Origin of the sequence: Coraliomargarita algicola (assembly GCF_033878955.1) — a bacterium.
Classification (GTDB): domain Bacteria; phylum Verrucomicrobiota; class Verrucomicrobiia; order Opitutales; family Coraliomargaritaceae; genus Thalassobacterium; species Thalassobacterium algicola.
The window spans coordinates 3,905,842-3,920,993 of record NZ_CP138858.1 but is presented as its reverse complement, the minus strand read 5'-3'; the positions used below and the strand labels follow the sequence as shown (position 1 = coordinate 3,920,993).

The 15,152-nt window shown below is 52.9% G+C and carries 10 protein-coding genes; 7 read left to right on the top strand and 3 right to left on the bottom strand.

From position 1 onward, the window contains the following. Positions 1-28: 28 nt before the first annotated feature. A complete protein-coding gene (locus tag SH580_RS16155; RefSeq protein ID WP_319831865.1) occupies positions 29-1,237 on the top strand; it encodes an exonuclease SbcCD subunit D C-terminal domain-containing protein in 1,209 nt (402 codons plus the stop codon). After that, positions 1,234-4,698 (top strand): AAA family ATPase, encoded by a 3,465-nt coding sequence (locus tag SH580_RS16150; protein WP_319831864.1) that lies wholly within the window; start codon positions 1,234-1,236, stop codon positions 4,696-4,698. The genes SH580_RS16155 and SH580_RS16150 overlap by 4 nt, the downstream gene beginning before the upstream one ends. Positions 4,699-4,723: 25 nt before the next feature. Here the strand turns inward: SH580_RS16150 and SH580_RS16145 are convergent, their stop codons facing one another. Together SH580_RS16145 and SH580_RS16140 are read right to left on the bottom strand one after the other, a co-directional pair. Continuing rightward, positions 4,724-5,707 (bottom strand): transposase, encoded by a 984-nt coding sequence (locus SH580_RS16145; protein WP_319831863.1) that lies wholly within the window; start codon positions 5,705-5,707, stop codon positions 4,724-4,726. Positions 5,708-5,824: 117 nt separating this feature from the next. Next, a complete protein-coding gene (locus SH580_RS16140; RefSeq protein WP_319831862.1) occupies positions 5,825-8,404 on the bottom strand; it encodes a M16 family metallopeptidase in 2,580 nt (859 codons plus the stop codon). A gap of 304 nt (positions 8,405-8,708) precedes the next feature. Here SH580_RS16140 and SH580_RS16135 point away from each other — a divergent pair, with 304 nt between their 5' ends. From SH580_RS16135 to SH580_RS16115, 5 genes are all read left to right on the top strand, one after another. Further along, the gene (locus tag SH580_RS16135) at positions 8,709-9,242 is read left to right on the top strand and encodes a hypothetical protein (protein ID WP_319831861.1); all 534 of its coding nucleotides are present in this window, start codon (positions 8,709-8,711) and stop codon (positions 9,240-9,242) included. Positions 9,243-9,391: 149 nt separating this feature from the next. Further along, positions 9,392-9,898 carry a 5-(carboxyamino)imidazole ribonucleotide mutase gene (gene purE / locus SH580_RS16130; RefSeq protein WP_319831860.1) on the top strand — a complete coding sequence of 169 codons (507 nt, stop codon included), beginning with the start codon at positions 9,392-9,394 and terminating at the stop codon, positions 9,896-9,898. A 22-nt stretch (positions 9,899-9,920) separates the two neighbouring features. Then, complete coding sequence (locus SH580_RS16125) at positions 9,921-11,054, top strand: 5-(carboxyamino)imidazole ribonucleotide synthase (RefSeq protein ID WP_319831859.1); 1,134 nt, start codon at positions 9,921-9,923, stop codon at positions 11,052-11,054. Beyond that, the gene (trpE, locus tag SH580_RS16120) at positions 11,051-12,544 is read left to right on the top strand and encodes an anthranilate synthase component I (RefSeq protein ID WP_319831858.1); all 1,494 of its coding nucleotides are present in this window, start codon (positions 11,051-11,053) and stop codon (positions 12,542-12,544) included. Before SH580_RS16125 ends, trpE begins: the two co-directional genes overlap by 4 nt. Positions 12,545-12,687: 143 nt before the next feature. Further along, the gene (locus tag SH580_RS16115) at positions 12,688-13,716 is read left to right on the top strand and encodes a sigma-70 family RNA polymerase sigma factor (RefSeq protein ID WP_319831857.1); all 1,029 of its coding nucleotides are present in this window, start codon (positions 12,688-12,690) and stop codon (positions 13,714-13,716) included. A gap of 74 nt (positions 13,717-13,790) precedes the next feature. Here the strand turns inward: SH580_RS16115 and SH580_RS16110 are convergent, their stop codons facing one another. Next, on the bottom strand, positions 13,791-15,077 hold the full coding sequence (locus SH580_RS16110; RefSeq protein WP_319831856.1) for a citrate synthase: 1,287 nt from the start codon (positions 15,075-15,077) through the stop codon (positions 13,791-13,793). Positions 15,078-15,152 lie beyond the last annotated feature (75 nt).

The window sequence follows — 15,152 nt, the reverse complement described above, 5'->3', positions numbered from 1 at the left end:
GTTCAGCGGCTTTTTTTTTTATTTCATTATGAAAATCCTGCACACAGCCGATTGGCACCTAGGGCAAAACTTTTTCGAGCGCGATCGCTTGGAAGAGCAGAGCGCATTTCTCGACTTTCTACTCAAGCAAATCGAGACACGAAGCATCGACCTACTCATCATCGCAGGCGACATCTTCGACACCGCCAACCCACCACGCGCAGCAGAGCAACTTTACTTCGACTTCATTACACGATTACATGCATTGCAGCACTGCGAGGCGGTCATCATCGGAGGAAACCATGACTCCGCTCCCCATCTGGATGCCCCACGCACGGTACTGTCGCATCTAAACATCCATGTCATCGGCGGCATGCCCGATCAAACAAGTGACGCAATCCTACGCTTTGAACGCAACGGTAAACGCCTCTGCATCGCAGCCATCCCCTTCCTCCGCGACCGTGACGTGCGCCGCGCCATCGAAGGCGAGAGCTTTGATGCGATGGAAGCCCGCACCAAAGCCGGCATCATACAGACCTATCAAAATATCGCACAACAGATCCAAACATCTCGCCAAGACGACGAAGTGCTGCTCGCCACAGGTCACCTCACTGCGGTCGGAGGTCGTCTCTCTGACAGCGAACGCTCTGTTCACATCGGCAACTTAGGCAGTATCAGCGCGGAACAATTTCCACCCATCTTCGACTACATCGCGCTCGGTCACTTACACCACCCACAAGCGGTGGGTGCGTGCGAACACATTCGTTACTCCGGCAGCCCCATTCCGCTCAGCTTCTCAGAGTCCTCCGAAAAAGAGATTCGCCTGCTCACCATTCACGATGATCACAGCCTCACACACCAGGCGATCGACATACCTCTAGCCCGCCGACTACTCCGCCTATCTGGCAGTGCCGACACCGTAAGACAGGCCATCGAGGAGCTATCCACCCCCTCTCACGAGCTCACTCCGTGGATCGAAGTCACTTTAACCGAAGGTGATGTCAGCCCTCTGATCAACGACCAAATACGCGCAGCTGCCGCGGCAAACGATGCCGTCGTACTTAAAGTAGGCCGCAAGCTCAACAACTCACAAATCAGCGCCCTTCCTGACCAAACAACCAAAGCGATAAGCGAATGGGAACCGCTCGCTGTTTTTGAAAAACGAATCGAAAGCTACCAGGGAGACCTCAGCCCGGAGGCGCTTAAACAGTGCTTCAACCACATCCTCCACGCAGTGCAGGAGGACGACGCTCAATGAAAATCCTTAAAATCACCTTTCAGAACCTCAACTCGCTGCAAGGCACACACATAATCGACCTCGAAAATGGCCTGCTCAGCGAAGCAGGGATCTTCTCGATCACTGGCCCCACCGGCGCAGGCAAAAGCACCATCCTCGACGCCATCACCCTCGCACTCTTTGGTAAAGCCGCCCGCTATGATAAAGAGGCCAACCCTGGAGAGATGATGACACGCGGCACCGGCGAATGTGCAGCCGAAATTTTATTCGAATGCAACAAAGGCCGTTACTGCGCAAAATGGACACGCGCACGTGCACGAAAAAAGCCCAACGGCAAACTACAAAGCCCCAAACGGGAAGTCTCTAAGGCCGACACAGGCGAAATCATCGCGGAGAAGCTGAAAGAAGCCGACCAAATGGTCGAATCTCTAACTGGACTCGATTACCACCGCTTCCTGCGCTCCGTCCTGCTCGCCCAAGGCCGCTTTAAAGAATTCCTCGACGCAGGCGACAACGAACGCGGCGACCTACTGGAAAAAATCACGGGCACTGAAATTTACTCTCGCATCAGCCAGAAAGCCTACGAGACCGAACGTGCCCACGACGCCGCCATTCAAGCTGCCCAACAAAAGCTCAGTGGCGTCGAACTCAAAACCCAAGAGCAACTCGACGACCTTAGGCAGGAGCAAATCACTAAGGAAACCGAAGTCAAAGCGCTCAATCTAAAGCAGCAAACCCTTCGCACCAAGCTGCAACGCTTCGAACATTACCGCAACCTGCAAGCGACACTCGAACAATCGAATAAAGACCTACTCAAATGGCAGGAAGCCGATCAGGCATTCACCTCCTCTCGCAATCAACTGACGCAACACGAAGCAACCCAGCCCTTCCAAGCTGATCTCATCGAACTCGAAGCCAAACAACGCCAACACCACACACTGACACAAGCAATCGAGGCACTCAGTCAAATCGCCCAACAGCAACAAACCGCAGCCAAGCAGCGGCTCCTCGCCACCCTGCAATACGTCGAAGCCACACTCAAAGCCCAAAGCCATAAAATCACCACCGTTGCAGCAACCCAGCTAAAAATCGAGACTGCCGAAAAAGAACTCACCGCCTGGCTCACAGACAATGCATCCACTCGCAATATCGAAGTCGAACTGCCTGAACTTCGCGCCTTGGGCGAGTCAGTCCGCCATACCGACAAAGCACTGCAACGCACTCAATCTGAACTTGCCGTATTGGCCAAGGATCAACTGGCCAACGAACAAGCACTGGCCACAAAAAAAGCCTCAATCAACGCAGCCCAACAAATACTAAGCAAGGCCAGAGAATTAGTCGCCAGTACTGCCCAAGCTGTCGCTAAAGAAGCTGCAGGCAAATCCGTCGATGAATGGACACAAATGGCCAAAGCCCATGCACTGGCCGATGAATCCGCAAAAACACTTAGTGTGCAGCATAGTCATTGGAGCAAAGCGCAAGCACGCCTAACAAAACTAAAAGAGCGCCATCCGCCACTGCTCGAGCAATTCGCCAGCGCCAAACAAGCACGCAACGCTCACGCAGCCTCCGTCGCCAAGGAAACCACCATCCTCGAAGACAAACAAAAAATCTACGATCAGGCCCGTCTCATCGCTAAGCTGGAAACGCACCGTGCCGACCTAAAGCCTGACCAAGCCTGCCCACTCTGCGGCTCGCTGGAGCACCCCTACGTCGACCATTTGGAATCGAATGAAGACAACGACAAACTAGCAGTCGCGACTCAAAAACAAGTGCTCGCCGACGCCGAAAAAGCACTGAAACAAGCCGTCGAAGTTTTCAATCGCTTGGATGAAAAACTTAAGTCGCTCGAGCTAGATATCACCAAGGCGACTCAAGACTTAGACGAGCAAGCCGCAACTGTTGCCGCCGCGGCCAAGGCCGCCGGTTACCACGATGCCCTCGAAAACGACGACGCCTTCTCGCGTTGGCAACAATCGCTACAGGAACGACATAGTGCGACCGACACCAAGCTCGAACAACTGCAGCGACTCGACCGCGCAGCATGCGAAGCCAAAGAAGCCTTTGCCACACTCGACGCCGCCGACCGCGTGTCCGCCACTCAACTACACAATTTAGAACAAAAAAAAGTCGACCACAGCACGAAGCACCAATCCTTGCAGATCGAGCAAAACAACACACAGGAGGACATCGACACCCAACTCGCAGCCTTCAATCAAAAGCTAGCCACACATCTGCCTCCAGCGAGATCGCCCGCGGAGACACGCTCCCATACGCAAAAGCTCGAACACCAACTACAAGCTTACCAGCGACAACTCGACACACAAACACAACAGCGCCTCAAGCTCAAAGAACTCGCCGCCGACCTCAAAGAACTCAAGCAAGCACACACACGCCTCAGCGAAGAACGCGCACAATGGCAGAGTAAACTCGACGCCCATCCAGAAACAACGCTTTCGAACAGCTCACTCACTGTCCCAGAAAGTGAAGCACAACGCCGCAGCGAATGCCAAGCCGCACTCGACAAGGCTCAAGAAGCCGCGCAATCACTCTCACACAAGCGTAACGACCTAGCCGAGATAAACCAGGCCATCCAAACCACGACCCATGCACTCAACGCACGACTCGTCAACACGCCGTTCAAATCAATCCAGTTGCTCAAAGCCGCACGCCTGAGCGATACGCAATTAACAGAGATCTCCGCCACCAAAGATCGGCTCAAAAGCCAACACGACCAACTTCTCGGTCGCATCGATCAAACGCAAAACCAACTCAAGAAATTCGCCAAACAGGAACCCTTCAGCGCCGAAGCCGAAGCACCCCTAAAAGCAGAGCAAACCACTAACGAGCAACACCTAAGCATCCACAACAAACGTCTCGGCGAGATCAAACTCCTACTGGAACTAGATGCCAAAGCACGCAATTCACAAGCTGAACTGATCGCTCAGATCGAAAGACTCTCCAAAGAAGCACGCCCATGGATCGAGCTCAATGCACTCATCGGATCCGCCAGCGGCGACAAATTTTCAAAATTCGCCCAAGGCCTGACCTTAGCCCAACTACTACATTTAGCCAACAAGCACCTACTGCAACTCAACGATCGCTACTACATACAACAAACCCAAGAATCCGAACTCAGCCTAGAGATCGTTGACCGCTACCAAGCCGACGCCATCCGCCCCACTCGCAGCCTCTCCGGCGGCGAGTCTTTCCTAGTGAGTCTAGCCCTCGCACTAGGACTCTCCGATCTAGCCGGCAGTGACACAAAAATCGAAAGTCTCTTCATCGACGAAGGTTTCGGCACGCTCGACACCGACACCCTAGACATGGCCCTTGCGGCCTTGGAAAACCTACGCATGTCCAACCGCACCATTGGCATAATCTCCCACGTTGAAGCCCTCAAACATCGCATAAGCGCACAGATCCGAATCACTAAATCCAGCAGTGGACACGGCACCCTTGAGATCATCAACGGCGTTTAAAGGAAGCTCCGACAACACCTGCCAACTAGCTAAACACCGTTTTCCTCAGGCCTCGGATCACAGCCAAGTCGCCCCACTCCGCACCTTTCAATCGATTCACCTTCGGCGGATGCCGTCGTTGCCGTTCCATTTGCCATGCCTTGGTATAACTCCTCACAAACTCGCTGGAGCCCAGTATTGCTCCATCCGTAAAATAGCGAACACGGCAACGCAAGATCGCCGCCTTCGGCAATAAGCCATCCTCCTGTTCCAGAACTCGCAAAGCCTCGTCACGCTCAATAACCGCGCCCCCCTTCAAGCTCGCAGCACTCCCTTTCCCAAAAATCAAAAGACGATGCGCCCGCAACGGATTCGAATCATGATCCGCCCAGATACAACGCAAGCCCTCAACCGCCTCTGACACACCCGAGACCGCCTCCGCATAGCCACAGAAGCGATAATCCTTCGGATCTTCTGCCAAACCGGCCCGAACCGGATTCAAGTCAATATACGCGGCCATCGTTTGCAGCGCGTTCCCCTTCCCCTCAACCAGCACCGATTTAAAACGGTCCGCCCACAGCGTGCCATAGCGATTATGGTTACGGTTATACCACACAGAAAAGCGCTGCTTCACCGCCTTCATGTATTCCGAAATATCGCCCATCCGGGCCAATAACTTACGGCGGAGCTCATCCGCCTGCTCCGAGTCTTCAGCCAACTGAGAGCGCAGCACCTTAACAGAAGCCGTCTGATGCTGAGTCGGCTTAGGATACAGCACCTGATAGCGACGCAACAGTTCCGCATCGTCCACATTCTGCCGCTCCGGCACCCGCAGCAGCACGTGAAAGTGGTTCGACATCACACAGTAGGTCAGCACCTGAACACCGCAGAAATCCGCCACCTGCCAAATCATCTTACGCAGCACCTCCTTTTCACGATCCCCCAAGAGCCTCTCACCATTCACCACACGCGTCATACAATGATAGCTAGCCGCACTCCCCTGAACCTTTGTTCGACGTATTCGTTTCATAACCTTCTCGATCAAAACTGTAAAAATCCAACCCAAAACCCAAAGTCAAACAATTTCTTATAGCCTGGTTATTATATAAAAGAAGGCCTTAGTGGCAATTTAGAGTAATTCTTAATTTTAGCTGGCGGGGCCTACGATCAACTGCACACGCTTTTCTTCCGAGAAATATTCTTTCGCGAAACGAGCGAGCTGAGCGGCATCGACTTGATCTAATTTAGCTGCGTGTTCTGCATCGTCGTCAATGGGTAAACCATAAGTGAGCTGAATTGCGGCATGCATCGCACGCGCGCCAATCGTTTGCTTGCCCATGGGACGCGCCGCTTTGAGCCGTGTACGGCATCGAGCGAGTTCGTCTTCCGTCACCTCTCCGGCAGCGACTCGTGCAATCTCAATATTCATTTCACTGACTACGGCACCAGCTTGCTCGGGGTGCGTTCCTGCGTAAAAAACAAACATGCCAGTTTGTAATCCTATCACTCGTGTTGTGCCGACATAATAGGCCATACCCTGATCTTCGCGCACACGCTCAAACAGACGACTGGACATGCCGCTGAAAAGTTCGTTAAGCACTTCGGCGACAACGAAGTCGCTGGATTGAACACCGGCATCGGGATAAGCTTGCAGTACGACGGCTTGCTCTCGGTCCATTACTTCATGCCCGGTGTAGGCGACAGGCACGACTGGCAGCGATGAGTCGGCTCTCTGAAAAGCTAAGGTCGATAGTTGCTTTTCAAGCAAAGGTTGTAAGCGTGAAACTAAAGACTCTGGGTCAAAATCACCTGTTACCGAAAGAACAATATTACCTGCCCGGACGAGCTCACGGTAGTGCACTGCAATGTCTTCGACAGTGAGCGCAACGAGATCCGCAGCACGACCATCAGAGCCCACAGCGAAGGGGTGCTCCGCAAAAAAGCGCTCGCGCAACTTACGGAAACCAAAATCAAGAATTTCATCGTCGGCTTCGAGCAGGCTGGCGACTTGTGCGTCTCGCTCGGTCTCAAAGGTCGCCGAGTCAAAAACCGGAGCGGTCAAGGCCTCACTGAGTAGTTCAAGTGCGACATCCAAATCTGCCGGCAATACCTCCAGCGCGAGACTGATCGTATTATTACCACCGGTCGCCGTAAAACTGCCACCGATGCTCTCGATTAATTCAGCAATCTCTTGAGCGCTGCGGTGGAGGGTATCCTTGGTCAAAAGTTCCCCGAGTAATGCGGAAACCCCACGTTGATCAGCGGGCTCATAAAGAGGGCCCGCTTGAAGCACACAGCGAAGATGCACTTTGGGCAAACGACTGTCAGGCTGTAATAGTAAGCGCGCGCCACTCGAGAGCTCGATCAGCTCAAAAGGCTCTAATGCCAGCTTTTCTTCCAGTGCAGCGGTCGAGTCAATAATTTGCGGAGCAGGGCCTAGAGTCACAGCCGACATACTCTCATCGACCAAATAGCGCTGAGCGACTGCTTGTAAATTGACCGGTTGAACAGCTTGCAGCCTATTCAAATAGCGTCGCCCATAATAGATATCACCGATGACCACCTCTCCCAGGCCAAGGCGCGATGCTTGGCCACTCATAGTCTTGCGACCATTAATCTCAGACGTAAGTGCTTGTCGCCGGGCCTTTTCCACCACTGATTCAGGTAGGCCTTGGGCCGCCACTTCACCTAATAAAGCAAGAATCGCTTGTTCCACAGCAGCACTTTTCGAGGCATCGCAGACGTAAGAAATCCAAAAGAGGCCGCTGCCTCCAGGATTCCAATTACGACAGTCGATGTAATTGACCAGGTTCCGCTGATTACGCAAGCGATCCCAGAGCAGTGAGCTCTCTCCACCACCCAGCGCATGAGCGAGCGCATCGAGACATGGCGAATCTGGATGACTCATGTGCGGCACTTTAAACCCGAGGCCACCACGGAAAATATTATACTCGCCCACAATATCCTCGCGACGAGCGGCCAGTTGCACTGGCTCTTCCTCGACACGCACAGGTGCCAGTCGTCCGCGCGGGACTGCCCCAAATTGCTTTTCAACCTCAGCAAGGCACTCTTCAGGTGCCACTGCGCCCACGATGGTAACTACCATATTATTCGGCACATAGCGGGCATTGTAATAGCCGCGTAATTCCTCACAAGTCACCTGCTCGTATAACTCACGATGGCCGATTACTGGCTCACGATACGGATGCCGCTGAAAGGCAGTACGAAAAAGTGCCTGACTGAGCTGACGGTCTGGATCATCCAAGCCCATATCGATCTCGCGCAAAATCACGGCACGCTCGCGCTCCACTTCTTGCACTGGCAAAGTCGAGTGCAGAACCATATCCGATAGCACATCCACTACCTGTTGAAAAGCCGTCGAGGGCGCATCAATGTAGTAGACTGTACGATCAAAAGTGGTGTATGCATTAATCGAGCCCCCCATTGCATGCACTTCACGACTGATAGATTTTCCGTCCCTGCGAGAAGTCCCTTTAAAGAGCATGTGCTCCAAATAGTGAGATAAGCCAGAACCAATGTAGGCATCCTCGTGAATGCTCCCGGTTTTAACCCAAACTTGAACGGAGACCACCTCACTGGAAAAATCCGGGCGATGGACCAATGTCAGTCCATTGGGCAATACATGCCGTTCCACAGGCGCCCGAAACAGGCGCTCAATAAGTTCATGAGATTGTGAAGCAGAGAACTGACTAGGGCTATTTTCCATAAAAACGACTGAGTTAGAACATAGACTGAAGTAATTTCGATCATTAGTTTGCAATTGCCACATAAGGCATACTCCTCAATGTAATCGAGTAACAACTCTAATCACTTGTTAGAATATTGTTTAAACCACTGATAACAAGACCCCTATGCGCTTTGAAAGTTGATTCCAAAGTCGATCCCCCTTTAGCTGTTATGTGATGTTTTCTCTCCCCAAATCCAAACGCTCAAAAAAGAAAGAACTAAAGGAGCCAATAGCGCCTCCGCGCCTACCTGCACCACCACCGGTTCGCCAAGCAACTCGAAAATTGAGTTTGAAGACAGCCATCGCAGCGGCCACGCGGCGCGAAGGCGCGGAAGTGACGCCACTACTCAGCCCACTAGACGAATTTCCTTCAGTCAAAACCAAGTCTGGCAAGCAGCAAGAAATGGAGGCGCATCTGCTAGAACTACAAGCTGAAATTATCGTGCGCGAGGATCAGGTATCTCAGCGCGAAAAACGCTGCGAAGCACATGAGCTCGAACTAAATGAGCGTGAAGCCTTACTGCTTGCTCATAAAAGCCTGCTGGATAGCCAACGGGAAACCAATGGTAATGCCACAGAAGATCAAAAGGACCTAAGCAAGGAAGCCAAGGCACTCAAAGCCTTACAACGTGAACTAGAAGCTCAGGAAGCCTCACTCAAGGAAGCTCGTCGCTTGCTGCATGAGCGCGAAGTCTTTATTGAACAATGTGAAAATGAATTGGTCGAGAAATCGATGCTTCTAACCGAACGTGAGGCCCAAGTCGAACAAGACGAAGAAGACAAAATGGACACGAGTTCACGTAATGCCACTGCCTAACTTCTAATAGCTCAAAATCCGACTAAAGTGCAGACGCCACTCGGCAGTTTCCCGATCGTAATCAACGAATGAGCGGCCTCAAAGCATCAAGTCAAAGTCGCTGAATATACATTGTTGAATTCCTACGACGAATCCCTTTCTGTTCTGCGATGGAAAACAGCAGCGCAGTCAAACCCGTCGTCGGGATCATTATGGGAAGCCAATCGGATTGGAGCACGATGGGGGAGGCTGCGGCCTTACTCAAACAGCTTGAGATCCCCTTTGAGACAAAGATCGTGAGTGCCCACCGCACTCCCAAGCTCCTCTATAGCTACGCGGAAGAGGCGGAAAGCCGCGGCATCCAGATCATTATCGCCGGCGCCGGCGGTGCCGCTCACCTGCCCGGCATGACCGCTGCGATGACGCACTTACCCGTATTGGGCGTGCCCGTGCAATCGAAAGCGCTGAGCGGCCAGGACTCGCTGCTCTCGATCGTGCAAATGCCCGCCGGCATCCCAGTCATGACGCTCGCGATCGGCGTGGCCGGCGCGAAAAATGCCGCCCTCTCGGCCGCCTCGATACTTTCCTTGAACGACACAGGCGTATGCGAGCGCCTCAAGGCCTTCCGCGCGCAGCAGACTGAGACCGTGCTCAATACTGAGCTTCCCGAAGCTTAATCAAACACCCTTTACTCACACTATGATCACTCCTGGCAGCACTATCGGAATACTCGGCGGCGGACAACTTGGGCGCATGCTAATCTTGGCAGGCCGCACGCTCGGCTATCGCTTTCACGTCTTTGAGCCTAAAGGCCCCTGCCCCGCAGGCATGGTCGCCGACTTAGAGATCAATGCCGACTACTCCGACGAGGCTGCACTCAAGCGCTTCGCCGAAGGAGTGGACGTGATTACACTCGAGTTTGAAAACATCCCGTCGGAAGTGATCGACATGCTCAGCGCCATCAAGCCTGTGCTGCCCGGAAGCCGCGCTTTACACATTTGCCAGCACCGTCAGCGTGAAAAGGACTTCTTAAAGGAGAGCGGGCTCCCCTGCGTAGCATTTGAATACGCCGACTCCGCCGAAAGCCTAAAAACGGCCATCCAGGCCATCGGCTTCCCCTGCGTCATTAAAACGGCCGCCTTTGGTTACGACGGCAAGGGGCAGATCAAGCTCAACGCCCCTGAAGAAGCCGCCGACTGCGATTACCTCTGGAACTTCCTCGAAAACCCACCCCGCGTGGTGGTGGAAAAATGGATTCATCATATCGGTGAGTTCTCTGTGGTCTGTGCCCGCAAGGCCGACGGCAGCACCAGCACCTTCCCGATGGCGGAAAACATACATGTGCACCACATTTTGCACGCCTCGATCGTGCCCGCTCGCATCACCGACGCCACACAGGCTGCCGGCGCTGAACTGGCTTGCAAAATCGCCGATCTACTCGAGGTCGTCGGGCTGATCGCAGTCGAACTCTTCCTAGAAGAAGATGGCAGCCTCATTATCAACGAAATGGCCCCCCGCCCGCACAATTCGGGGCACTACAGCATCGACGGCTGCATCACCAGCCAATTTGAACAACACATCCGCGCCGTAACTGACCTCCCCTTTGGTTCGACCGAGCTGCTCAAGCCAACGGTAATGATCAACCTACTCGGCGATGTATGGAGCGACGGCGAGCCCGACTGGGCGGGCCTACTCGCCGACCCGCGCGCCAAACTCCACCTCTATGACAAAGGCGAAGCCCGCCCAGGCCGCAAAATGGGACACTTCACTTTGCTCGGCGACGATATTGACGCCACCCTCGAAGCCGCCGAAGCTCACTTTAAGAAGCTATGAATATCCAGCCCACCAGATCCGAATTCGCCAAACTCACCGCCAAGGGTAATACGATCCCTGTCTACTTGGATCTCACCGCCGATTGCGAGACCCCACTCGGTGCCTACTGCAAAATACGCAACGAAGGCCCTGCATTTTTGTTCGAGTCGATCGTCGGGGGCGAACGCATCAGCCGCTACTCCTTTCTCGGCGCCAACCCACGCAAGGTATATCGCGTATTCGAAAAAGAAACCAAGATTCATCACAAAGGCGGCGAGACTGAGACCATCGAGACTCCCAGCGATCCACTCAAGCTGATCGAAGCAGAGATGGCGAGCTACCAACCAGTCGACATGCCAGACATGCCCCCCTTTTGTGGCGGCGCTGTCGGCTTCGTCGGACACGAGTTTATTCACAGCATCGAGCCCACAGTCCCCAAGCCTTCCGACAACCCACTCGAAATGCCAATCCTTTACTATATGATCACCGATTCGGTGCTCATATTTGACCATGTACGACAGATCTTACGTATCTGCGTGAATGCTCATTCCCAAGACGGCAATTCCAGCCAGGCCTACGATCAAGCAGTGGCCGAGATCCAGCGCATTTACGAAGTGCTGGAACGCCAACAACCGATCAGCCATCGCCCCATCGAGAGCCCGGGCGAGATCACGGTGCCCGCAGGCAACTTCACCAAAGAACGCTTTAAAGCTGCAGTCGATCAGGTAAAAGACTACGTCCGCGCTGGAGATGTAATACAAACAGTTCTCTCACAGCGCTTTGTAAAAGAGTTCAAACCCGCACCAGTGGATCTTTACCGCGCTCTACGTACGGTGAACCCCTCGCCTTACATGTTTCTAATGGAAGATGCCGACTTCTCTGTCGTGGGCGCTTCTCCCGAAGTGCACGTTCGCCTGACAGGGGATCAAGTCGAAATCCGCCCCATCGCAGGCACCCGCCATCGCGGCCAAACCGAGACCGAAGACCTCGCCTTGGAAAAGGATTTGCTGGCCGACGAGAAGGAAAAGGCCGAACACCTAATGCTGGTCGACCTCGCGCGTAACGATATCGGCCGCGTCTGCCAATATGGCTCGATCAAGGTGCCGGATTACATGACTATCGAACGTTATTCACATGTTATGCACATTGTCTCACAAGTTGTGGGAACAATTCGCCCCGAGTGCACAGCCTTCGATTTAATGCGAGCCACCTTTCCAGCAGGCACTCTCAGCGGAGCGCCCAAAGTGCGGGCACTCCAGATCATTTCCGAACTCGAAAACAGCCAACGTGGTGTCTACGGCGGCGCACTGGGCTATTTTGGCTTCGATGGCAGCCACGACTCCTGCATCGGCATCCGCACCGCAGTCATCAAAGACGGCCAAATTTACATTCAGTCCGGAGCCGGCTTGGTGGCCGATTCAGTGCCAGAGAGCGAATTTATGGAGACCATCAACAAAGCCAAGGGTATGCTCAAGGCCGTTTCGCTGGCCGAAAGCATGTTTTGTGAATAAGTTATTAACAATCGCAAAGAAACTAACTACTTTTTGTGTTTTTTTGTAAGTCAGCTTAAATAGTCGCGATAGGTATTGGAACCTCGGGAATAAATCCGCGGTCGAAGTATCTAAACAGTGGAATTCACCACCGAAAACGACTTATGAATATAGCACAGACAGCAGAAAGAACCCGAAATCGACGTTCACAAGCTAATCGGCTCTCAGACGTCCCCCGCTCTCGCACAGACGAAGTTGAGGCCGTAACCGACGTCCGCGAACTCCCCTCAAATGATCGCAACGTCATGCGCACTTATATGCAGGAGATCTCTAAAACCCCCTTACTGAGCAAGGAGGAAGAGATCGAACTCGCCGCACGCATCCAACAAGGCGATAAAGCCGCCCGCGATCACATGATTTCTGCGAACCTGCGCCTAGTCGTTAAAATAGCTTACGATTACAACAATTTCGGCCTACCACTCCTCGACTTAATTAGCGAAGGCAACATTGGCTTGATCAAAGCCGTCGAGCGCTTCGACCCTTCTAAAGGCGGCAAGCTAAGTACCTATGCCGCTTGGTGGATCAAGCAATCGATCAAGCGCGCCCTGGCCAACCAAAGTAAGACGATTCGCCTGCCGGTGCACCTGGTCGACCGCATCGCCAAAATGCGCAAAGTCACCGCACAACTCGCCGACGAACTTGACCGCGAACCTGCTGACGAAGAAATCGCGTTCGCGATGGACATGCCGGTCAACAAAGTCGCGCACTTGAAATCAGTCAGTATTCGTCCTGCATCACTGGACGCCCCGGTAGGTGAAGATGGCGAAACCACCTTCGGTGAACTAGTCGGAGACGACAACGAAGCGACCCCGTTAGAGAATTTACAGGAAAAATCCATGAGCAACGACATCAAGTCCGTCATCGACCGGCTTGAAGAACGTGAAGCCGAAATCATCCAGCTACGCTTCGGACTGGATGGTAACCGCCCACTCACACTGGAAGAAGTCGGTGAACGCTTCGACGTCACTCGCGAACGCGTGCGACAGATTCAAAATATTGCCATCCACAAGATGCGTCGTCTCATGACTGAAAACGAGCGCCAGCGCTCTAAAGAAGAAGTGCAAGAAGAACGCATCGAACAGGAAAAGATGAAAGTTCTGCAAGAATTCTTTCAGGAGCAAGTGGCTTCCTGATTTTTTAGACTAAGTTGTTGTTTGATAAAGGAATGCCCTCTGCGCGGAAACGCCAGAGGGCATTTTATATCCAACTAGCGTTGATCCAGCGCGAGATAATCGCGCTTGGTGCTGCCAGTATAAATTTGGCGTGGACGGTGAATGCGGCTCTTCGGATTTTCAGCAATCTCCTTCCAGTTGGCAATCCAACCGGGCATACGTCCGATCGCAAACATCACAGTAAACATTTCAACGGGGATACCAATCGCCTTCAAAATAAGACCACTGTAAAAATCGACATTCGGGTAGAGTTTACGGCTGATGAAATAATCATCTTCCAGAGCTGCTTGCTCCAGTCGGCGTGCGATATCGAGCAACGGATCTTCCATCCCGATACTTTCAAGAATACTCTCGGCACTCTTACCGAGGATTTTAGCGCGTGGATCGTAATTCTTATAAACGCGGTGGCCAAAGCCCATCAACTTGGCTTCCCCCTTCTTCGCGGCTTCGATAAAACGCGAGCCGTCGTCCCCTGCTGCATGAATTTCTTCCAGCATCTTGATCACTGCCATATTCGCGCCACCATGAGACGGGCCCCAAAGTGCACAGACACCAGCAGAAACCGAAGCAAACAAATTAGCCCCGCCAGAAGCAACCATACGGACTGTAGAAGTGGAACAGTTTTGCTCATGATCTGCATGCAGCATCAAGAATAGGTCGAGCGCTTTACCCGCGCCATGGTCGTCGACGTATTCGTTATAAGGCTCCGAAAACATCATATGCAGGAAGTTACCTGTGTAGCGTTTGTCGGCAGGATAAACAAATGGCAGCCCCATCTTCATGCGATAAGTCATGGCTGCGATGGTCCGCACCTTGGAAATAAGAAGGGCTGCCGTTTCATCGAAATGAGCTAAATCTTGCTCACGATCATTCGACGACATCTCTGGATAGTATGCCCCCAGCGAGTTGAGCATCGAAGAAAGGATAGCCATGGGATGTGCACCACTCGGGAAACCATCGAAGTGGCTGTGCATCCCCGTATGTATCGAAGAGTTCTTGCGCACTTGCTGACGGAATGCACGTAGATTCTCCTCCGAAGGCAACTCTCCGTAGATGACCAACATAGCGGTCTCAAGGAAAGAAGAGTTCTCGGCGAGTTGTTCGATCGGATACCCACGGTGACGAAGAATGCCATTTTCACCATCAATAAAGGTGATGTCACTCATGCAGGAACCGGTATTACCATAGCCTTCGTCAAAAGTGATACAACCACTCTTCGCGCGTAAGGTCCGTGTATCTAGGGCTTTCTCGCCCTCGGTTCCCACAATAATGGGGAACTCGAAATTTTCGTTTCCAAGTCGGATAGTGCCTGTATTTTCCATGGTAGTGGTCGTGTTACTGCGTCAGTTAAGAAAGCTCAAAGTATCGAACAGTCATCTCAGAGCACCGTTGCTCTA